Source organism: Flintibacter sp. (genome assembly GCF_046973065.1).
In genome coordinates this window covers 1-22,003 of the sequence record NZ_JBKVXZ010000062.1, presented here as the reverse complement: position 1 = coordinate 22,003, position 22,003 = coordinate 1, and the positions used below count along the sequence as shown (strand labels likewise).

General features: G+C 59.8%; 16 protein-coding genes. 10 read left to right on the top strand and 6 right to left on the bottom strand.

Annotated elements, in window-relative coordinates:
• Positions 1-48: 48 nt before the first annotated feature.
• Entirely contained in the window at positions 49-930 is an 882-nt protein-coding gene (locus ACLTXB_RS16220; protein ID WP_428227688.1) for a transporter substrate-binding domain-containing protein, read from the bottom strand.
• Positions 931-1,212: 282 nt separating this feature from the next.
• Between ACLTXB_RS16220 and alr the strand changes: the two genes are divergently transcribed.
• Positions 1,213-2,331: an alanine racemase gene (gene alr, locus ACLTXB_RS16215; protein ID WP_428227687.1), complete on the top strand. Its 1,119-nt coding sequence runs from the start codon at positions 1,213-1,215 to the stop codon at positions 2,329-2,331.
• A gap of 179 nt (positions 2,332-2,510) precedes the next feature.
• Complete coding sequence (locus ACLTXB_RS16210) at positions 2,511-4,343, top strand: LTA synthase family protein (protein WP_428227686.1); 1,833 nt, start codon at positions 2,511-2,513, stop codon at positions 4,341-4,343.
• Between the two features lie 28 nt (positions 4,344-4,371).
• Here ACLTXB_RS16210 and ACLTXB_RS16205 read toward each other — a convergent pair whose 3' ends face one another.
• Positions 4,372-5,760 carry an alanine/glycine:cation symporter family protein gene (locus tag ACLTXB_RS16205; RefSeq protein ID WP_428227685.1) on the bottom strand — a complete coding sequence of 463 codons (1,389 nt, stop codon included), beginning with the start codon at positions 5,758-5,760 and terminating at the stop codon, positions 4,372-4,374.
• Positions 5,761-5,900: 140 nt separating this feature from the next.
• On the opposite strand from ACLTXB_RS16205, the gene nrdR reads away from it, so the two are divergent.
• Entirely contained in the window at positions 5,901-6,356 is a 456-nt protein-coding gene (nrdR, locus tag ACLTXB_RS16200) for a transcriptional regulator NrdR (protein WP_008981790.1), read from the top strand.
• 39 nt (positions 6,357-6,395) lie between these two features.
• Here the strand turns inward: nrdR and ACLTXB_RS16195 are convergent, their stop codons facing one another.
• Positions 6,396-6,806: a hypothetical protein gene (locus ACLTXB_RS16195; RefSeq protein WP_428227684.1), complete on the bottom strand. Its 411-nt coding sequence runs from the start codon at positions 6,804-6,806 to the stop codon at positions 6,396-6,398.
• Positions 6,807-6,950: 144 nt separating this feature from the next.
• The gene (locus ACLTXB_RS16190) at positions 6,951-9,059 is read right to left on the bottom strand and encodes a glutamine synthetase III (protein ID WP_008981792.1); all 2,109 of its coding nucleotides are present in this window, start codon (positions 9,057-9,059) and stop codon (positions 6,951-6,953) included.
• Positions 9,060-9,409: 350 nt separating this feature from the next.
• On the opposite strand from ACLTXB_RS16190, the gene dapF reads away from it, so the two are divergent.
• The 4 genes from dapF to glmS all read left to right on the top strand — a co-directional run bounded on the left by dapF (position 9,410) and on the right by glmS (position 14,395).
• Entirely contained in the window at positions 9,410-10,186 is a 777-nt protein-coding gene (dapF, locus tag ACLTXB_RS16185) for a diaminopimelate epimerase (RefSeq protein WP_428227689.1), read from the top strand.
• Between the two features lie 76 nt (positions 10,187-10,262).
• Positions 10,263-11,486 carry an LL-diaminopimelate aminotransferase gene (locus ACLTXB_RS16180; RefSeq protein WP_008981794.1) on the top strand — a complete coding sequence of 408 codons (1,224 nt, stop codon included), beginning with the start codon at positions 10,263-10,265 and terminating at the stop codon, positions 11,484-11,486.
• Between the two features lie 199 nt (positions 11,487-11,685).
• The gene (locus ACLTXB_RS16175; RefSeq protein WP_008981795.1) at positions 11,686-12,261 is read left to right on the top strand and encodes a sugar O-acetyltransferase; all 576 of its coding nucleotides are present in this window, start codon (positions 11,686-11,688) and stop codon (positions 12,259-12,261) included.
• Between the two features lie 301 nt (positions 12,262-12,562).
• The gene (gene glmS / locus ACLTXB_RS16170) at positions 12,563-14,395 is read left to right on the top strand and encodes a glutamine--fructose-6-phosphate transaminase (isomerizing) (protein ID WP_235395913.1); all 1,833 of its coding nucleotides are present in this window, start codon (positions 12,563-12,565) and stop codon (positions 14,393-14,395) included.
• Positions 14,396-14,444: 49 nt separating this feature from the next.
• Here the strand turns inward: glmS and ACLTXB_RS16165 are convergent, their stop codons facing one another.
• The gene (locus ACLTXB_RS16165) at positions 14,445-14,825 is read right to left on the bottom strand and encodes a DUF4363 family protein (RefSeq protein WP_191905318.1); all 381 of its coding nucleotides are present in this window, start codon (positions 14,823-14,825) and stop codon (positions 14,445-14,447) included.
• A 1-nt stretch (position 14,826) separates the two neighbouring features.
• Entirely contained in the window at positions 14,827-15,504 is a 678-nt protein-coding gene (locus ACLTXB_RS16160; protein ID WP_428227683.1) for a DUF421 domain-containing protein, read from the bottom strand.
• Positions 15,505-15,718: 214 nt separating this feature from the next.
• Between ACLTXB_RS16160 and ACLTXB_RS16155 the strand changes: the two genes are divergently transcribed.
• The 3 genes from ACLTXB_RS16155 (at position 15,719) to guaA (ending at position 21,892) form a co-directional block, all read left to right on the top strand.
• Positions 15,719-16,801 (top strand): carbamoyl phosphate synthase small subunit, encoded by a 1,083-nt coding sequence (locus tag ACLTXB_RS16155; RefSeq protein ID WP_020989928.1) that lies wholly within the window; start codon positions 15,719-15,721, stop codon positions 16,799-16,801.
• Positions 16,801-20,010: a carbamoyl-phosphate synthase large subunit gene (carB, locus tag ACLTXB_RS16150; protein WP_428227682.1), complete on the top strand. Its 3,210-nt coding sequence runs from the start codon at positions 16,801-16,803 to the stop codon at positions 20,008-20,010. The genes ACLTXB_RS16155 and carB overlap by 1 nt, the downstream gene beginning before the upstream one ends.
• A gap of 340 nt (positions 20,011-20,350) precedes the next feature.
• Positions 20,351-21,892 (top strand): glutamine-hydrolyzing GMP synthase, encoded by a 1,542-nt coding sequence (guaA, locus tag ACLTXB_RS16145; protein ID WP_428227681.1) that lies wholly within the window; start codon positions 20,351-20,353, stop codon positions 21,890-21,892.
• Positions 21,893-22,003: the final 111 nt, after the last annotated feature.

Here is a 22,003-nt window from a genome sequence, read left to right as displayed (position 1 = left end):
TGAAAAGCCGCAAATGCGGCTGTGCACGGCAGATAGACCGAAAAGAATTTACTGAGCCTGAGAAACCAGATCGTTGGCCTGCTCGATGAAGTCGGTCATAGCGCCGCCCTCGGCAGTCACCTTGGCGATGGTCTCATTGATGGAGGGCAGCAGACCCTTGGGATCGCCCTTGGCAACCCACACACGGTAGGGCTCAGCGGCCTCACCCAGGTCGATGCTCTCGACGATGGCCAGCTCGTCGTTGGAGGCTACGTACTTCTGAGCCACAGCGGCGTCCAGAACCACGGCGTCGCACTTCTCAAACTGGAGCTGAGCAATCAGATCGGTGACCTTGGGCAGCAGCAGGTCCTGCACATCGGTCATGTGGGGCTTCTCGGGATCGGTGCCCAGGACGATGTCAGCCTTGGTGGTGCCGGTCTGGGCGCCCACGGTCTTGCCGGAGAAGTCCTCCAGGGTCTTGTACTGATCCAGGTCAGCCTTTCTCACAACAATGAGGGGAGCCTCATCGGTGTAGTAGGGGTCGGAGTAGTCAGCGGCGGCAGCACGGTCATCCTTGAGCTCCATGGCGGCGATGACCATGTCCACATCACCCTTGTTCATCAGGTTGAGCAGCATGTCAAAGTCCATGTCGCTGATCTCCAGCTCAGCGCCCATATCCTCGGCAATCTGCTGGGCCAGGAACACGTCGATACCCACGATCTTGTCCTCGCCGTCCTGAAGGACGTGGAACTCGAAGGGAGGATAGTCAGCGGAGGTGCCCAGGACCAGCTTCTCAGCGCCGGTGTTGGAGCCGCTGGTGCTGCTCTGGGAGCCGGAGGTATCGGTGTTGGAGCCAGAATTAGAAGCGGAACCGCTGTTGCTGCTGGAACAAGCGGTCAGCCCAAGACCCAGGGCCAAAGCCAGGGACAGAGCAAGAACATTCTTTTTCATTTTGCATAATCTCCTTTACATACCATTCATCCAGGCCCACCGGGCTTGGATAGGTTGTGTAAGAGTATACCACCGAAAAATATTCAACGTCAATAGATAACTATGCAAAAAGTGAGCGCTGGAATAAATTTTTTTAGCACAAATGACACGGAGCGGTAATTTCCGGTTGAAACAGGGAGAAAAAGAGGATATAATCAGGTGACAATAAAAAAATCTTTCGAGGAATGGGGCAGATCACCGGGGGACGGAGGTTTGTTCGGCGAGAGGGAGACAGAAAGAAAAATGAATATTATTTTGAATGATTCGATTTTATCTGTGGATATGAAACGAGTACGGCGCAATGTGGCTACCGTTCTGGAAGAGCTGCAGGGAGCGCAGCTGATCCCTGTGCTGAAGGATAACGCCTATGGCCTGGGGCTGGAGGCCATGGGCCATGTTATGGAGGAATTTCCCCAGATCACCACTCTAGCGGTGGCCCAGGTGGGGGAGGGCGCGGCTCTGCGCCAGGCGGGCATCACCCGGGAGATCCTGATCCTGGGCGGTGTGCCCGCCCATTTGCTGCGCGCAGCGGTGGAGCTGGACCTCACGCTGTCGGTGGGGCGGCTGGAGCTTCTTCCGGTGCTGGCACTGCTGGGACAGTCGGCAGGCCGGCGGGTAAAAATTCAAATCAAGATCGAGACCGGGCTCAACCGCACCGGCGTAATGCCAGGGGCGGAGCTGGCCCATCTGCTGGAGGAGTGGCGAAGCACCCGGAATCATTTCCAGATCATGGGCGCCTTCAGCCACTTTGCCGACCTGGAGGACACAGAGCGGACCCAGCAGCAGTATGAGCTGTTTCTGGAAGGTGTGGAGCAGCTGCAGGCGGGAGGAATGGAGATCCCCCTGCGGCACATTTCGGCCAGCGCTGCCCATGAGCAGTTCCCCCAGTACCGGCTGGACGGGGTGCGCATCGGCCGGCGGCTGTACATGGACCACCCCACTCAGCCCACCGGACGGGTGAGTGAAACGGCCACCTGGCGCACCTGGATCACCGGCCTTCGTACTCTCCAGGCCGGCTCGCCCCTGGGTTACGGCGGAAAGGTATTTCTGGAGCGGGACTCCACTGTGGCTACCATCGCTGTGGGATACGGCGACGGGCTCAGTGAAGAGCTGGTACGGGTCCATGGGCCGGTGCTGGTAGGAGGAGAGCGGGGCCGGCTGATGGCCTGCTGCATGGATCAGACTCTGGTGGACGTCACCGGTATTCCCTGCCGGGTGGGCGACCCGGTGACCCTGTTTGGCTGGGACGAACAGGGAAACCTGCTGGCCTCTCAGGAGGTGGCCCTGCTGGTGGGAGAGGACGAGGGCTGCGGACTGACTGCCCAGCTCAGCCCCCGGGTTGCCCGGATTTACAGCAAATAAAGAAAAAATGGGAGCGGGAAGGAAACCTTCCCGCTCCGTTTGCGTCTAACAGGACAAGAGTGAAATTCCGGAAAATATCTTGCAAAATTTTTGAAAAGTTTTATTCTAAAAGGTAGCGGCAGCGCAATGGAACTGCCGCTTTGATACCACAGGCGGTTCAGACCGCCAAAGGAGATCCTATGAGAGCTTTATTGTACCGCGATACGTTCCCGCGGCTGGTGGCCGACTTGCGCAGCCAGCCATGGAAATGGATGTCCAGACTGGTATTCCTGCTGGGACCCTGGGCAGCCTTCTGGATGGTGGAGATCCTCAACCAGAACGATGTGTTTTCCGACCTGCAGGCCTGGCAGGTGCTGATGAATCTGGTCTGGTATTACATCCTGTTCTTTGTGTGCCGGCTGGTGCTGGGGCGCCGCCGCCGGGCATCCGGACTGGCCATCTGCCTGAGTTTTGTGATTGGACTGGTAAACCACTATGTGCTGCGCTTCCGGGGCCGCATTTTGTTTCCTGCCGATGTGGCCAGCTGGAAGACGGCGGCCAATGTGGCCGACGCCTTTGACTTTTCCATTGATACCTATATGGAGCAGGCGGCGGTGCTGCTGGTGGCTTACCTGTTTCTGGTGTGGATGTGCCAGCCTCAGCCCAAGCGGGACAAGCTGCCTCTGCCGGTGGGAATCGTGGGCTGGGTTTTCTGCATCGGCTACTCTTTTGCCTTCTTCTTTACCGGCATGCTGCCTGCCCTGGGGATCTATACCCAGCAGTGGGTCACCCAGGCCAACGGCTTTCTCCTGAATTTCACGGTGGCCCTGCGGTATAGCTCGGTGGATAAGCCCGATGATTACAGCCATGACCTTGTGCTGAAACTGATGGACGAGTACCCCGGTGTGGAAGAAAATGTGGACACGACCAAGCCCATCAATATCATTGTGGTCATGAATGAGTCCTTCTCCGACCTGACCATCTTTGACAATCTGGAGGTCTCTCAGGACCCCACCCCCTTCCTCCACTCCCTCAGTGAGAACACCATTAAAGGCTGGATGTACTCCCCCGTCACCGGAGGAGGTACTGCCAGCGTGGAGTTTGAATACCTCACCGGGTTCTCCACTATCTTCCAGCCTCCCCACACAGTAGCCTACCAGCTCTACACCAAAGAAGGGATGCCCTCCCTGGCATCCCTGTTTGGAGTGAACGGCTATGAAACTACCGCCTTTCACCCCTATAAGTCCTCGGGATGGAACCGGCCCATCGTGTATAACAACATGCGCTTTGATAACCAGCTCTACCAGGAGGACGTGGACAACGCCTATCTTATCCGCAACTACATCTCCGACCAGTCGGACTATGAGACCATCTTCCAGATCACCGATGCGGAGCAGGGAGACCCCAACTTCATCTTTAACGTCACCATGCAGAATCACAGCAGCTACGCCCAGGGCTGGAACAACCTGGAGAAAACAGTGACGGTATCCGATGAGCTGCGTCAGGCGGACTACTCCTCGGAGCAGTACTTATCTCTGGTGCTGGAGAGCGACCAGGCGCTGGAGCAGCTGGTGGCCCACTATGAACAGAGCAGTGAGCCCACTATGATCGTCTTCTTCGGCGATCACCAGCCGCCTCTGAAAAACGCGTTTTATGAAAAACTCTACGGAAAGCCTCTCTCGGAGCGTACCACCGAAGAGGTGATGCAGCAGTACCAGGTCCCCTTCTTTATCTGGACCAACTATGATATTGAGGAGCAGGAGGGGTTAATGATCAGCCCCAACTATCTGGGCGTACTCACCGGCCAGCTGACAGGGATGCCGCTGACCGGTTTCATGAACTTCCTCTCTCAACTCTATGAGGAGATGCCTGCCATCACCCCGGTGGGGATCCTCACGGCAGATGGGGAGTATCTGGAACGGGAGGAGCTCAATGAGGAACAGCAGCAGTGGCTGGAGACCTATGAGACCCTCAACTACTGCGGTATGGTGGACCTGTTTGACGAGGCCCGCCCCATGTTCTGCTTGGATTAAACAAAGCAAAATGCCCCGGTGTGACATGTCACACCGGGGTATTTTGTTGCTGAACCCATTGCTGCAGCAGACGCAGGGCTTGAGGAGCCAGCAGAAGCAGAGCTAGCAGGTTGGGAATGGCCATCAGGGCGTTGCACAGGTCCACCAGCTGCCAAAGGCCTGCGCTGTTCCCGCAGGCCCCCAGGACTACACATCCCAAAAAGACAGCACGGTACAGGGGGAGGAGGCGGTCTCCGCCGGTGAGGAAGCGCAGGCTCTGCTGGCCGTAGTAGCTCCAGCCGAGAATGGAGGAGAAGGCAAACAGCAGCAGGCTGATCCAAACGATCCATGCCCCTGCCTCCCCCAGTACGGCGGAAAAGGAGCGGGCAGTGAGGGGGACCCCCAAAGCCCAGTCGGGAAGCGTGCCCTGACGTAGCTGAGAGAGTACTGTCTCTGGCTGGTACACGCCCCCCACCAGAATGACCAGGGCGGTGAGGGTACAAGTGAGCAGGGTAGCGAAGAACACCTCAAAAATGCCCCACATGCCCTGACGGGCGGGGTAATCCACTTCGGCGGCGCCGTGGGCCATGGCGGAGGTGCCCAAACCCGCCTCATTGGTGAACACTCCCCGGGCTACCCCGTGGCGCAGAGCCTCCGCCGCTGTCCAGCCCAGACCGCCTCCCAGCGCAGCCTCAGGTGTGAGGGCGCAGCGGAAAATCAGAGAGAGAGCCTGGGGCACCTGCTGCCAGCGCAGCAGCAGCACCAGCGCGCCTCCGCCCAGATAAAGCAGGGCCATGGCGGGGACCAGAGCCTGGGATACCCGGGCGATGCGGCCCAGGCCGCCGGTAAGGATCATCCCCGCCGCAGCGGCGGTGCCCAGGCCGATGGCCAGGGACGGCCAGCCAAATGCCCCGTGGAGGGAGGCGGCGATGGAACCTGACTGAACCATCCCGCCCCCAGCCAACGTGGCAGGGAGACAGGCCAGAGAGAACCAGACCGCCAGCAGGGGAGAGCCCACCCCATCCCGCAGATAGAACATAGGACCGCCCTGGCGGCCGCCGCCGGGAGCTATGCGCTGGTAGCGCACAGACAGCAGCTTTTCCCCGCAGCTGGTCATCATCCCCAGCAGGGCGGATACCCACATCCAAAAGACTGCCCCCGGACCGCCCAGACACAGGGCGGCGGCCACCCCGGCGATACTGCCCGTCCCCATGGTGGAGGCCAGGGCAGTGGCCAGGGCCTGAAGAGAGGACAGGCCGCCTCCTTTTTTCGCCTTGGTGGGATGAAACAGACTGCCCAGCGTAGTACCTAGCCACAGCCGGGCGTGGAAAAAGGGGAAAAACCCCGAACCAAAAGAGTAGACCAGCCCGGTGAGCAGAAAGCCCCCCAGCAGCCAGGGGCACCAGAGATGCTGAGTCAGTGTGTGCAGGACGGACATGGCGTCACCTCCACTCCACTGGTATGTCCCAGAGAAGAAAAACAGCACCGGAGAAGAAAATAAATTTCGGTGGGGACTACCACAGCAGGAAAAAATGTGCTACACTAAAACAAAGACGCCTGAATTGGGAGGAACTGCCAATGAAATGCCCCTATTGCGCCTATCTGGAGAGTAAAGTGGTGGATTCCCGCCCCGCCGAGGAGGGAGCCAGCATCCGCCGCCGCCGGGAGTGCCTGTCCTGCCATAAGCGGTTTACCACCTATGAGACGGTGGAGAGCCTGCCCTTGGTGGTGGTCAAGCGGGACGGCAGCCGCCAGAGTTTTGACCGCAACAAGGTCATGGGCGGTTTGATCCGGGCCTGTGAGAAGCGGCCGGTGTCGGTGGGGACCCTGGAGGGCATCGTCAACGAGATCGAGCAGAAGCTGCAAAACGAGATGGAGCGGGAGGTCAGCTCCGCCCAGATCGGCGAGCTGGTGATGGAGCGCCTGAAAAAGGTGGACGAGGTGGCCTATGTACGCTTTGCCTCGGTCTATCGTCAGTTCAAGGACATCAATACCTTTATGCAGGAGCTCAACAAACTGCTGAAGGACAAATAAGAATGAAAACTGCCCGCGGCCTGGCCGCGGGCAGTTTTTTCACAAAAAGCGCTTCATTTGTTGAATGTTTTGTTCTTCTGTCTGTAAGAGCTGCCGGCCCAGCGAGACCAGTTCCGGGTCAGACTGATCCGAGAGCTGATGCAGACGCCGGGTCATCTCCACCGTACCCATGGTGCTGCCCTGGATCATCATCTCCGCCAGCTTGGAAGTAGAGGGGTCCAGAGCGGTCTGGGCCCGGAGCATCATCCCCGACATGGTCAGCGCGGCACTGCCCGGACCTTTCAGATGAAGACCCTTCCCCTTGGCGTAGCTCTGGGACCGGGCGGCGATGGAGCGGTACTCCCGCAGCTGGTCTTGAAGGGCGGAGGTCATAGCCCGGCTCTGAGGCAGAGAGAGAGCCTGGGGCAGAGTGCCGACGCCCATGGCGGCATTTTTGTGAATAAAACGCAAAAGTGCTTCGCTGTCTTCCAACGTGGATCACCTCCCAGCCTAGACTGTGTCGAAAAAGAAGGGACGATACGAGAAAAAGGCTGGAAAGGAAAAATGCCCATAAAAAATTGCCCGCCGGCTGGCGGGCAATTTTGTTATATCCTTTTAAACCTCAAACATCAGATCGCCGTAGGTGGGGACAGGCCAGATGGATTTGTCCACCATCAGCTCCAGGGTGTCGATGGGGTAGCGCAGGGCGTCCATGGCGGGCACCACCGCGTCGTGGTAGGCCAGAGCCATCTCCTTGACCCCGTCGATGGAGTCTACCCGGCCCATCAGGGGCTTGAGCTGCTCCAGAGCGGTGGAGGCGTCGGCCAGGTAGCGGCTTACCTCCTGCAGCAGCTTGCGCTGCACCGACAACTCGGCCTGAGGACAGGCGGAGGCCACGGCGTTGATGGACTGAGCCAGGCGGGTGGTGTAGTGGATGACAGCGGGGATGTAGTGCTTGGCGGCCATATGGATCATAGTGTTGGCTTCGATCTTGATGACCTTGATGTAGGTCTCGTACATGATCTCAGCCCGGGCCTCCAGCTCCTGGGGTGTGTAGATGCCAAAGCGGGTGAACAGGTTGATAGCCTTCTGGGTGGTGAGCGCGGGCACCGCGTCCACCAGGGAGGGCAGGTTGGGCAGACCGCGGCGGGCGGCCTCCTGGACCCACTCCTCAGAGTAGCCGTCGCCGTTGAAGATGATGCGCTGATGCTCGGTCATGTTGCGGTGGATGACCTGCATGCAGGCGGTAGAGAAGTCGTCGGCAGCTTCCAGCTCATCAGCGGCCTGACACAGCGCCTCGGCCACAATGGCGTTGAGGGTGGTGTTGGCGTCGGCGATGGAGTCGGAAGAGCCCACCATGCGGAACTCGAACTTGTTGCCGGTGAAGGCGAAGGGAGTGGTGCGGTTGCGGTCGGTGGCGTCACGGTTGAGAACAGGGACGGTGGATACGCCGGAGTCCAGCTTGCCGGTAGCCAGCAGCTTGATGGAGTCTGCGTTGGAGACGATCTGCTCCACTACGCTCTCCAGCTGGTCGCCCAGGAAGATGGAGATGATGGCGGGGGGAGCCTCCTGGCCGCCCAGACGATGCTCGTTGCCCACACAGGAGGCGGACTGGCGCAGCAGGTCGGCGTGGACGTCCACGGCCTTCATGATGCAGGAGAGGACCAGCAGGAACTGGAGATTCTCGTTGGGGGTGTCGCCGGGGTCCAGCAGGTTCTCACCGGTGTCGGTGCCGATGGACCAGTTGTTGTGCTTGCCGCTGCCGTTGACGCCGGCAAAGGGCTTCTCGTGGAGCAGGCACACCAGACCGTGACGGGTGGCTACCCGCTTCATGGTCTCCATGGTCAGCTGGTTCTGGTCCACGGCCAGGTTGCACATGGTGTAGATGGGGGCCATCTCGTGCTGGGCGGGGGCCACCTCATTGTGCTGGGTGACGGCGGGGATGCCCAGCTTCCACAGCTCCTGGTTCAGGTCGGACATGAAGTCGCCCACCCGCTCACGGATGACGCCGAAGTACTGGTCGTCCAGCTCCTGGCCCTTGGGGGCGGGAGCACCGAAGAGGGTGCGGCCGGTGTAGATGAGGTCCCGGCGGTTGAGATATTTCTCACGGTCTACCAGGAAGTATTCCTGCTCAGGGCCGACCGAGGGGAAGACCTTCTGGGCCTGGGTGTTGCCGAACAGACGCAGGATGCGCAGACCCTGGGTGTTGATGGCCTCCATGGAGCGCAGCAGGGGGGTCTTTTTGTCCAGCGCCTCACCGTTATAGGAGACAAAGATGGTGGGGATGCACAGGATGGTGCCGGCAGTCATCTCCTTGACAAAGGCGGGGGAGGTCATATCCCAGGCGGTGTAGCCCCGGGCGTAGTGGGTGGAGCGCAGGCCGCCGGAGGGGAAGGAGGAGGCGTCGGACTCGCCCATGATGAGCTGCTTGCCGGTGAGCTGCAGGAGAGTCTTGCTGTCCTCGGGGCGGGTCATAAAGGCGTCGTGCTTCTCGGCGGTGATGCCGGTAAGAGGCTGGAACCAGTGGGTGTAGTGGGTGGCGCCCTTCTCAACAGCCCAATCCTTCATGGCGTTGGCCACGATGTCGGCAGTGGCGATGCTGATGTTGCCGCCGTGTTCCATCACGTCCATGACTTCAGCAAAGACCTTCTTAGGCAGACGCTCCTGCATGACCGAGGTGCTGAACACGTTGGAGCCAAAGATCTCCGTGATTTTATCGCTCATTGTCTCAAACCCTTTCCTCTGATTTTGGCGGTGCCGGGGTAAAAAAGAAGACAAGACCGCCCAGGGTGGACGTCCTTGCCCCACTTTCCGTAGTGTGGTGCGGTCCTGAGGCCGCGCCCGAATAATAATAATACGATACTACCCAAACCGCAATTTTTCAAGTTTGGATTGCGACAAACTTTCCAAATCAGCTGGGGGCGGATGTGGGAAAATTCACAAAAGAGGAAAAAGGACGGGAAAACAGGAGGGGAGCGGCGGGCGGGTGCTAAGAGGGGGCGAGGGGGCATATGCTTTCCGGTGTAGGTCCGGGCGTGTGCTGCCCGGAGGGGCTGAGCGGGAAAGGAGCGGGCATGCGCTTTACCAAAATGGAGGGTCTGGGAAATGACTATATCTATTTGAACTGCCTCAAAGAGGTCCCGGAGGACCTGCCGGGGCTGGCGGTGAGGCTGTCGGACCGCCACTTTGGGGTGGGGGCGGACGGGCTCATCTGCATCCGGCCGGGCCGGGAAGGGGATTTTACCATGGAGATGTACAACGCCGACGGTTCCCGGGGGGCCATGTGCGGCAACGGCATCCGGTGCGTAGGCAAATACGTGTACGATAACGGCCTGACCCGAAAGACCTGCCTGACCATCGATACTGACGCCGGACCCCGGTTTCTCCGCCTGCATGTGCTGGGGGGACAGGTGCGGGAGGTCACGGTGGATATGGGAGAGCCTAAACTGAGTCCGCCGCTGGAGGTGCAGGGGGAGACGGTGTATCCGGTGGACATGGGCAATCCCCACGGGGTCATTTTCTGCCCGGAACCGGAGGAAATTGATCTGGAGGTGCGGGGGGCGGCTCTGGGGCGGGACCCGGCCTTTCCCGGGGAATGGAACATGGAGTTTGCAGCCGTGGAGGCCCGGGACCGGCTGCGGGTGCGGGTGTGGGAGCGGGGGAGCGGCCCCACCCTGGCCTGCGGGACGGGAGCTTGCGCGGTGCTGGCGGCGGCGGTCAAGTCCGGACAGAGTGACCGGCGGGCCACAGTGGCGCTGCCCGGGGGCGAGCTGAAGGTGGAGTGGGAGCGGGAGAGCGGCCGTATCCTGTTGACCGGCCCGGCCTGCACCGTGTTCCAGGGGGAAATTTAGATTGACAACCGGGGGAGCATCGGGGATAATATCAACCATGAAACTTTGCCCTTACGGCACAAAGGAGCGGTACGCTATGACCAAAGTGAACCAAAATTTCCTCAAGCTGCCCGGCAGCTATCTGTTTTCTGAGATCGCCCGCCGTCTGGCCGCTTACACCGCCGAGCACCCCGAGGCCAAGATGATCCGTCTGGGCATCGGTGACGTGACCCGGCCTCTGGCCCCCGCTGTCATCGAAGCCATGCACAAGGCAGTGGATGAGATGGGCACCTTTGAGGGCTTCCACGGCTACGGTCCCGAGCAGGGCTACGATTTCCTGCGGGAGGCCATTGCCAAGACCGACTATGCCGCCCGGGGCGTGGATATCAAGCCCAACGAGATCTTTGTCTCCGACGGCGCCAAGAGCGACTGCGGCAACATCGGCGACATCTTCGGCGCCGACAACGTGGTAGCCGTGTGTGACCCCGTCTATCCCGTGTATGTGGATACCAATGCCATGGCCGGCCGGGCCGGTGACTTCCAGGAGGAGCTGGGCAAGTGGTCCAAGCTGGTCTACATGCCCTGCGTGGAGGAGAACGGGTTTACCCCCCAGATCCCCCAGGAGAAGGTGGATATGATCTACCTGTGCTTCCCCAACAACCCCACCGGCACCGTGGCTACCAAGGAGCAGCTGAAGGCCTGGGTGGACTACGCCAATGAAAATAAGGCTGTCATCCTCTACGACTCCGCTTACGAGGCTTTCATCACCCAGGACGACGTGCCCCACACCATCTATGAGATCGAGGGGGCCCGCACCTGCGCCATCGAGTTCCGGTCCTTCTCCAAGACCGCCGGCTTCACCGGCAACCGCTGCGCCTACACCGTGGTACCCATGGAGCTGGAGCGGGACGGGGCCAAGCTCAACGCCCTGTGGAACCGCCGCCAGTGCACCAAGTTCAACGGCGTGCCCTATGTGATCCAGCGGGGCGCCGCTGCCGTCTACACCGAGGAGGGCCAGCGCCAGATCAAGGAGACCATCGCCTATTACCAGGAGAACGCCCGGGTCATCCGGGAGGGCCTGACCGAGGCGGGTCTGACCTGCTTTGGCGGCGTGAACGCCCCATACATCTGGCTCAAGACCCCCGACGGCATGGGCTCCTGGGAGTTCTTTGACAAGCTGCTGAAGGAGGCCAACGTGGTCACCACCCCCGGCGCGGGCTTTGGTCCCAGCGGCGAGGGGTATATCCGCCTCACCGCCTTCGGCGATGCCGACGCTACCAAGGAGGCCGTGGCCCGCATCCGTACCATGCTGGGCCGGTAAGCCAAATAAAAATACAAAAGACACCGCTCTTCCGAATGCTGGAAGGGCGGTGTTTTTGTTGGGATAGGACTGAAAACGTATTTCATAAAGAAATCAAAATAAAAATTATTTTTCGTTAAATTCTCTTTACGAGGGGCGGGATGGCCGCTATAATAGGTCTGTTTTTCAGGATAACATCCCGTGAAGGAGATGGAAAAGGATGACAGAGCGAGAGAAAATGTTGTCCGGGCAGCTCTACTGTGCGGATGAACCCGAACTGAATGCCGCGCGGCACCGGGCCGACCTGCTGTGCCGACAGCTCAACGCCCTGCCCATGGCAGAGACGGAGCTGCGTATGGAAGTGCTGCGGCAGCTGCTTGGCAAGGTGGGGAAGAACTGCGCCATCAATCCTCAGTTTCGCTGTGACTATGGCAGCTACATCCAGGTGGGCGAGAACTTCTTTGCCAACTACAACTGCGTCATCCTGGACTGCGCCCCGGTGACGTTCGGGGACAATGTGTTCATCGCCCCCAACTGCGGCTTCTATACTGCCGGACACCCCCTGGACTATCCCACCCGCAACGCTATGCTGGAGTTTGCAAAACCCATCACCGTAGGCGACAACGTGTGGATCGGGGGCAACGTGGTGGTGCTGCCCGGGGTGACGATCGGCTCCGGGTCGGTGATCGGTGCGGGCAGTGTGGTCAGTCGGGATATCCCGGAAAACGTACTGGCAGTGGGTAACCCCTGCCGTCCCATCCGGTCCATCAATCCGGAGGACCGGAGAATGCTTTGATAAAAAGGCGCACTGCGCTTTTTTATACCATATCGCAGAGAGAAAGGAGGCTATGGGGCGATCCCATCACAAAGCGCCAGCGCCTGTCCTATATGGGCAGGACGACGAGGAGAAGGGAGTATCGAAAGGACAGAACTCTGTCCCGTAAATTCGGCGGATGCCCTTCCGTGCCCGGTCCGGGCGCGTACTCAGCCTACAAATATGCGGGTGACCGCAAAACAGAAGGGCTGGGACCGGATAACGAGGTTCAAATGGCTGCGAGTTTGTCCTCCAGATCCAAGTTTTAGGAGGAACAGTCAATATGTGTGGAATCGTTGGTTTTATCGGCAAGGAACAGGCAGCCCCTATTTTGCTGGATGGGCTGTCCAGGCTGGAGTACCGGGGCTATGACTCGGCGGGCCTGGCGGTGTATGATGCAGAAAAGGGCTTGCAGGTAGTGAAGGCCAAGGGCCGTCTCCAGGTACTGCGGGACCTGACCCGGGAGGGGCAGGACGTCCCCGGACTGATGGGAGTGGGCCACACCCGCTGGGCCACCCACGGAGCCCCCAACGACGTAAACTCCCACCCCCAGGTGAGCCAGTCCGGCCGCATGGCGGTGGTACACAACGGTATCATTGAAAACTACGCAAAGTTAAAGAAATTCCTGGAGTCCAAGGGGGTCCAATTCGTCTCGGAGACCGACACCGAGGTGGTGGCCCAGCTGCTGGACTACTACTACAAGGGGGACCTGTTGGACGCGGTGTCCAAGGTGCTCCACCGGATTCAGGGGGCTTATGCCCTGGGCATTGTGTGCGCCGACGAGCCGGATAAGCTGGTGGCGGTGCGGAAGGACTCCCCCCTGATCCTGGGCCTGGGCCAGGGCTTTACCATGCTGGCCAGCGACGTTACCGCCCTGATCCGCTACACCCGGGAGGTCTGCTACCTGGATGACGGCGAGATGGCGGTGCTCACCCCGGATGGAGTCAAGGTGTATAACTCCCTGGTCCAGCCGGTGGAGAAGGAGACCTCCCACGTGGATTGGGAGATCTCAGCGGCGGAAAAGGGCGGCTATGAGCACTTCATGTTCAAGGAGATCATGGAGCAGCCCAAGGCCATCCGGGACACCATCTCTCCCCGCCTGCGGGACGGCAAAGTGGTGCTGGACGATGTGACCATCACCAAGGAGGAACTGGAGGACCTGGACCGGCTGTACGTCATTGCCTGCGGTTCCTCCTACCACGTGGGTATGGCCGCCAAGTACATTTTGGAGCGGCTGCTGCGCATCCCGGTGGAGGTCACCCTGGCCTCTGAGTTCCGGTACTGCGCCCCCATTGTGACCAAACATACCCTGGCGTTGGTCATCAGCCAGTCGGGTGAGACCATCGACACCCTGGCCGCCATGCGGGAGGCCAAGCGGCTGGGCGCTCGGATTTTGTCCATCGTCAACGTGGTGGGCTCCACCATCGCCCGGGAGTCGGACGACGTGCTCTATACCTGGGCCGGGCCAGAGATCGCCGTGGCTACCACCAAGGCCTACTCCACCCAGCTGGCGGTGGTCTATCTGCTGGGTCTCTATTTTGCCGACCTGCTGGGCCGGGTGACCAAGGAGGAGTACAGCGTTCTGGTAGAGGAGCTGCGCGCTCTGCCTGCCAAGGCGGAGGCCATTCTGAAGGACACGGAGAAGATCCAGTACTACGCCTCCATCTACTTTAACCACAACTCGGTCTTCTTTATCGGCCGCAACATCGACTACGCCGTGGGCCTGGAGGGTTCCCTGAAGCTCAAGGAGATCTCCTACATCCACTCCGAGGCCTACGCCGCCGGTGAGCTCAAGCACGGCACCATCTCCCTCATTGAGGACGGCACCCTGGTGGTAGCTCTGGCGGGGTGGAACGAGCTGTTTGAAAAGCTCATGAGCAACGTCAAGGAGGTCAAGGCCCGGGGAGCCGACGTGATCGGCATCGCCTGCGAAAACCACAAAGAGGCTCTGGAGAGCCTGGTGGACAGCGCCATGACCATCCCGGAGGTCAACCCCATGTTCCTGCCCTCCCTGGAGGTCATCCCCATGCAGCTGTTTGCCTACTATGTGGCTTTGATGCGGGGCTGCGACATTGATAAGCCCCGGAACCTGGCCAAGAGTGTCACGGTGGAATAATCAAATCGAAAACACAAGAGGACGGTTCTGTCTGAGCCGTCCTCTTGTTTTATAAAATATTGACCAGACTGGGCTGCTCCATCTCGGAGAGCAGCTCCAGCTGGGCCACCAGGTCCGCATTGGCGGCGGCGTACTGGTCCAGCTCCTCCAAATCCAGGTACTGGATCACCTGGCGGAAGGTGCGCAGTATCTGGTCGGTGTCCGAGTGGCGCAGAAAGACATGCAGGTAAAAGTGGTGGCCGTTCCAGCTGTCGTAAACCTCCTGAGTGATGGAGCGGGCCTGATCCCACTGGTCTTGCTCCACCAGGGCCTGGGCCTGGTCCAGCTGCTCAGACAGCTGCCGGGTGAGGGTGAGGGAATACCAGGCGTTGACCAGACACAAAGACAACAGCGCGGCCAGAAGAAGGACCGCCATCCAAAGCCGTTTCATCTTATTCCTCCTGTTTAGGCGCCAGATAGACGCCGCCGGTCTCATCCAGCGTCATCAAAAAGACGGCGCTGGGGTCGCTGCAGCCCTGGCGCCCCAGCTCCTTTTCCAGCCAGTTCCGGTCCACGCCCCGGGCGGTAAGGTTGTGCTCCAGCACATGCCCGTCGCTGATGAGGACCAGGGGAAGCCCGGACTCGGTTGGATTCTGGCCCAACTGGGCCAGGGTGGGGGGCTTTTCCTGGGCCTTGGGGAGGACGGAAAGCTGCCCGTTGGTCTCCAAAATGGCGTACCAGACCACGGAGGGGTCAGCGTAGCCCTGGCAGCGCAGCTCCTCCATCAGCTCATCCACCGTCAGGCGGTTGCGGCGCATTTCCCCCTGGTCCAGCTTGCCCCGGCGGATGATCACGCTGGGCCGTCCGCACAGCAGAGCGCGAAAGCCCACGTGCTTCATGGTGAGCACAGAGAGGATCATGGTCAGGGACAGCAGGGTGAGGATGGGGATCACTCCGGCCAAAAGGGGAATGCCGAAATCCTGCATGGGTACCGCAGCCAGGTCAGCGATGACCAGGGACAGCACCAGCTCCGAGGGTTCCAGCTCCCCCACCTGCCGCTTGCCCATCAGGCGGATGCCCACGATCAAAACCAGATATAAGATCACCGTGCGCACAAAACCGGTAAACATTTCCTTCCCTCCCGGCGAGTATTGTTTGTCCAGTTTGCCCAAATTTTGCGCCAGATATTCCTTGGAAAAAAGCAGGGAGAAAGATTTCAAAAAAATAACAGATGCCTCTTGCATTGTATAAGAATTTTCGATACAATAGCTTGAAACACTTTGAGCATTGCGTTTTTGCGACAGAAAAAAGTGAACTGGAACGGAAGGGCGTGTGAGAGAATTGATGAAAGCGACTTTGATCTTGGCCAACGGAAGCGTATTTTCCGGGACCAGCATCGGCAGCACCTCCGACCGGATCTGTGAGATGGTGTTCAACACCTCCATGACCGGATATCAGGAGATCCTGACCGACCCCTCTTATGCGGGGCAAGGTATCGTAATGTCCTATCCTCTGATCGGAAACTACGGCGTGAACAGTGTGGACAATGAGTCCGGACGCCCCTGGGCGGAGGCCTTTGTGGTACGTCATCTGTCCCCCATGGGCAGTAATTTCCGCTGCGAGGATACCCTGGACAGCTATTTGAAAAAACATAACATCACGGGCATCGAAGGTGTGGATACCCGTGCGCTGACCAAGATACTCCGCAGCCAGGGTAGCATGAATGGCATGATTACCTGCGCGGAGCATTTTAATGTGGCCGAGATTATGGAAAAGCTGAAGGCCTATCGGGTGGAGGGCACCGTGGAGCGGGTGTCCCGCAAGGAGCCCGAGGACTGCCCCGCTTACGGCGAGGAGAAGTATAAGGTGGCCATGATGGACTACGGCGTCAAGCAGAACATGATCGAGTGCCTGCGTCGCCGGGGCTGCCATGTCACCGTGTTCCCCGCCACCACTCCCGCTGAGACCGTGCTCTCCGGAGGCTTTGACGGTGTGATGCTCTCCAACGGCCCTGGCGACCCCGCCGACAATGTGGGTATCATCGCCGAGGTGAAGAAGCTCTATGAGAGCAACATCCCCCTGTTTGCCGTGTGCCTGGGCCACCAGCTCATGGCGCTGGCCACCGGCGCCAAGACCGGCCGCCTGGCCTATGGCCACCGCGGCGGCAACCACCCTGTACGGGATCTGGAGGCCAAGCGGGTATTCATTACCAGCCAGAACCATGGCTATATGGTGCTGGCCGACTCCGTGGACCCTGCTGTGGCTGAGGTGAGCCACATCAACGTCAACGACGGCACCTGTGAGGGCCTGCGTTACAAGCGCCCCAACTGCTTTACCACCCAGTTCCATCCTGAAGCCAGCCCCGGCCCTCAGGATACTGAGTATCTGTTTGATCGTTTCATCGCTTCCATGGGAGGTGACAAGTAATGCCTAAGAATCCGGAAATTAAGAAAGTACTGGTGCTGGGCTCCGGCCCCATCGTCATCGGCCAGGCCGCTGAGTTTGACTACGCCGGCACCCAGGCCTGCCGTGCCCTGAAGGAAGAGGGCATCGAGGTGGTGTTGGTCAACTCCAACCCCGCCACCATTATGACCGATAAGGACATTGCTGACCACGTCTATATCGAGCCTCTGAACATCCCCTCCGTCACTCAGGTCATTGAGAAGGAGCGTCCCGACTCCATCCTGCCCACCCTGGGCGGTCAGACCGGCCTGAACCTGGCCATGGCCCTCCATGAGAACGGCACCCTGGCCAAGTACGGTGTGAAGCTGCTGGGCACCAGCCCCGAGTCCATCCGCAAGGCGGAGGACCGCCAGGGCTTCAAGGACTGCATGGAGTCCATCAACCAGCCCTGCGTCACCTCTGAGGTGGTGGAGAGCGTGGAGGACGCCGTGGCCTTTGCTGAGAAGATCGGCTACCCTGTCATTGTTCGCCCCGCCTACACCCTGGGCGGCACCGGCGGCGGCATTGCTTACGACGAGTACTCCCTGCGGGAGATCTCCGACCGCGGCATCAACCTGAGCCGTGTGGGCCAGGTGCTCATCGAGCGCTGCATCGCCGGCTGGAAGGAGATCGAGTTCGAGGTCATGCGTGACTCCGCGGGCAACGTGATTACCGTCTGCTCCATGGAGAACATTGACCCTGTGGGCGTGCACACCGGCGACTCCATCGTGGTGGCTCCCACCCAGACCCTGGCCAACAAGGAGTACCAGATGCTGCGTACTGCCGCTCTGGATATCATCTCTGCCCTGGAGATCGAGGGCGGCTGTAACTGTCAGTTTGCTCTGAACCCCGACAGCTTTGAGTATGCGGTCATCGAGGTCAACCCCCGTGTGTCCCGCTCCTCCGCTCTGGCTTCCAAGGCCACCGGCTACCCGATTGCTAAGGTAGCTGCCAAGATCGCTCTGGGCTACACCCTGGACGAGATCCCCAACGCGGTGACCGGCAAGACCACCGCCTGCTTTGAGCCCACCCTGGACTACTGCGTCCTGAAGATTCCCCGCCTGCCCTTTGATAAGTTCACCACCGCCAGCCGTACTCTGGGCACTCAGATGAAGGCCACCGGCGAGGTTATGGCCATTGCCAACTCCTTTGAGGGTGCCCTGATGAAGGCCATCCGCTCTCTGGAGCTGAACGTCCGCGCCCTGAAGCTGGACAAGCTGGAGGGCCTGTACACCGACGAGATCGAGGACCTGCTGGTCCAGGTCACCGACGAGCGTCTGTTCGTGGTGGCTGAGGCTCTGCGCCGCGGTTTCTCCCCCCAGAAGATCAACCACATCACCAAGATGGACCTGTGGTTCCTGGACGGCTTCAAGCGCATCATCGACATGGAGAATGAGCTGGAGCGCTGCAAGGGCGTGCCCTCTGCCGACACCCTGAAGCGGGCCAAGGAGATGTGCTTTGCCGACAGCTATATCGGCACCCTGTGCAGCATGAAGCAGGCCGAGGTAAAGGCTCTGCGGGAGAAGTACGGTATCATCCCCTCCTTCAAGATGGTGGATACCTGCGCCGCCGAGTTTGACGCTGAGACTCCCTACTACTACTCCACCTACGACGGAGAGAACGAGGCCATCGACACCGGCAGCGACCGCAAGAAGGTGTTGGTGCTGGGCTCCGGCCCCATCCGTATTGGTCAGGGCATCGAGTTTGACTACTGCTCCGTCCACTCCGTCTGGGCCTTCCGTCGCCTGGGCTATGAGACCATCATCGTTAACAACAACCCTGAGACTGTCTCTACTGACTTCGACGTGGCCGATAAGCTCTACTTTGAGCCCCTCACCGCTGAGGACGTGCAGAACATTGTGGAGCAGGAGAAGCCCTGGGGCGCCGTGGTTCAGTTCGGCGGACAGACCGCCATCAAGCTGGCCAAGGCTCTGACCGAGATGGGCGTGCAGATCCTGGGCACCTCCTCCGACGGCGTAGACGCCGCCGAGGACCGGGAGCGTTTTGACGAGATCCTGGAGAAGTGCGGTATCCCCCGCGCCAAGGGCCGCACCGTCTACACCACTCAGGAGGCTCTGAAGGCTGCCAACGAGCTGGGCTATCCCGTGCTGGTGCGCCCCTCTTATGTGCTGGGCGGCCAGGGCATGGAAATTGCCTACTCCGACCGCAATATTGAGGAGTTCATGAAGATCATTAACATGACCGTTCAGGAGCACCCCATCCTCATCGACAAGTATCTGATGGGTCGGGAGCTGGAAGTGGACGGCGTGTTCGACGGCGAGGATATCCTCATCCCCGGCATCATGGAGCACGTGGAGCGCGCCGGCGTGCACTCCGGCGACTCTATTGCTGTGTATCCTCCCATCAATCTGGAGGACAAGCACCGTGAGCTTATCCTGAAGCACACCAAGAACATGGCCAAGCACCTGGGCGTCATCGGCCTCATCAATGCCCAGTATATCCTCTACAACGACGACATCTATGTCATCGAGGTCAACCCCCGTTCCTCCCGCACCATCCCCTATATCTCCAAGGTCACCGGCGTGCCCATTATTGACCTGGCCACCAAGGTCATGCTGGGCCAGAAGCTGAAGGACCTGGGCTACGGCACCGGTCTCTACCCCGAGGCCAAGTACTATGCCGTCAAGGCTCCCGTCTTCTCCTTCGAGAAGCTCACCGACGTGGACACCGGCCTTGGCCCGGAGATGAAGTCCACCGGCGAGGTGCTGGGTCTGGCTGAGACCTATCCCCAGGCTCTGCTGAAGGCCTTTAAGGGTGCTGGTCTGAAGGTGCCCAAGCGCGGCAGCCGGGTCATCGTCACCGTCAAGGACGAGGACAAGGCCGAGATGGTTGGCATTGCCCGTGGCTTTGAGGAGATGGGCATTGAGATTTTTGCCACCTCCGGCACCTGCGATGCCCTCACTGAGGCGGGCATCGCCTGCAAGCGGGTCAACCGCGTCTCCCAGTCCCACCCCAACATCCTGGATATGATCGCCTCCGGAACGGTGGACATGATTATCAACACCCCCACCAAGGGCCGCAAGCACGACAGCGACGGCTTCAAGATCCGCCGCTCCGCCGTGGAGCACAGCGTGACCTGCGTCACCGCCATCGACACCGCCCGTGCGGTGCTCACCGTGCGGGAGCAGAGCCGCAGCGTTGACCTGAAGCCCATCGACATCACCAAGATCTAAGGCGGAAATTCTTTCGCTGAAAACTCAATTCCCCCGGCGACCAAACTCGCCGGGGGATGGGTCTTTTATTTGGGAGAGCTGCCGCAGGGCAGAAAAAAACCACACCCTCCGGTGCGGCCTTTTGGATGGTATATGATTACCGCTCGCTGGCGGATACGTCCTGGTTCTCGTAGATCAGATCCTCCAGATCGGCGGAGGCGTCCCAATGAAAGTCCATTCTGTTCCCTCCTTTCTTCTGCATGGTTTCAGTATAGCCCTTGCGGCGAACGGGAACAAGGAACAATGAGTAAAAGATGTGTAAAACCTGGGCAAAGCGTCCAGCGTAAGAAAGGAAGTTGTTATGTCCCATCAGACTGTGATCGTTCTGGATTTCGGCGGCCAGTATAACCAGCTGATCGCCCGCCGGGTCCGGGAGTGCAATGTGTACTGTGAAGTAAAGCCCTACACCACCCCTCTGGCGGAGCTGAAGGCCATGAACCCCATCGGCATCATCTTTACCGGCGGCCCCAACAGCGTCTACCTGGAGACCTCTCCCCACGTGGATCCGGAGATCTTTACCTGGGGTGTACCCATTCTGGGTATCTGCTACGGCTGCCAGCTCATGGCCCATGCTCTGGGCGGTCAGGTCACCGAGGCCCAGGATGACTCCGCCCGGGAGTACGGCAAGACCAAGACCTACTACGATACCACCTGTAGGCTCTTCCGGGGACTGCCTGAGGAGGGCATCTCCTGGATGAGCCACGGCGACTATATGGCCAAGGTGCCTGAGGGCTTTGCCCTTACTGCCCACTCCGACGCCTGCCCCAACGTGGCCATTGCCGACGAGAAGCGTGGCTTCTACGGCGTGCAGTATCACCCCGAGGTCAACCACACCGAGAACGGCATCGCCATGATCCGCAACTTCCTCTATGAGGTGTGTCACGCTGCCGGTGACTGGACCATGGAGGACTACTGCAAGACCGCTATCCAGCAGGTACGGGAGAAGGTAGGCAGCGGTAAGGTGCTGCTGGCCCTCAGCGGCGGTGTGGACTCCTCCGTGGTGGCCGCGCTGCTGGCCGAGGCGGTAGGCAGCCAGCTCACCTGTGTGTTTGTGGACCACGGCCTCATGCGTCTCAACGAGGGCGACGAGGTGGAGCAGGCCTTCTCCAAGTGGGATATCAACTTTGTCCGTGTGGACGCCGAGCAGCGTTTCCTGGGCAAGCTGGCCGGAATCTCTGACCCGGAGAGCAAGCGTAAGATCATTGGCGAGGAGTTTATCCGCGTCTTTGAGGAAGAGGCCAAGAAGATCGGCAAGGTGGACTTCCTGGCTCAGGGCACCATCTATCCCGACGTGATCGAGTCGGGCGCCGGTGACGCCGCCGTCATCAAGAGCCACCACAACGTGGGCGGCCTGCCCGACTATGTGGACTTCCAGGAGATCATCGAGCCTCTGCGTATGCTCTTCAAGGACGAGGTGCGTCAGCTGGGCCGCGAGCTGGGACTGCCTGAGTACCTGGTGTCCCGTCAGCCCTTCCCCGGTCCCGGTCTTGCCATCCGTATCATCGGTGACATCACCAAGGAGAAGGCGGACATTCTGCGCCAGGCCGACTTCATCTTCCGGGATGAGATTGCCAAAGCCGGCGAGGACAAGAACCTCAACCAGTATTTCGCTGTGCTTACCAACACCCGCTCCGTGGGCGTTATGGGTGACGGCCGCACCTACGACTATACCCTGGCTCTCCGCGCTGTGACCACCAGCGACTTTATGACCGCCGACTGGGCCCGTATCCCCTACGAGGTGCTGGATAAGATCTCTGTGCGCATCGTCAACGAGGTGCAGGGTATCAACCGCATCTGCTATGACATCACGAGTAAGCCTCCGGCAACCATCGAGTGGGAATGACCGTCAAAAGGTTGCAAACCCGCATGAATACAGGCTTTTTTGCCCGTCGCTGTGGCTCTTGATACTGGATTGATACTATTAGTGTCCTCCCGGTATTCCCAAGAGAATAAT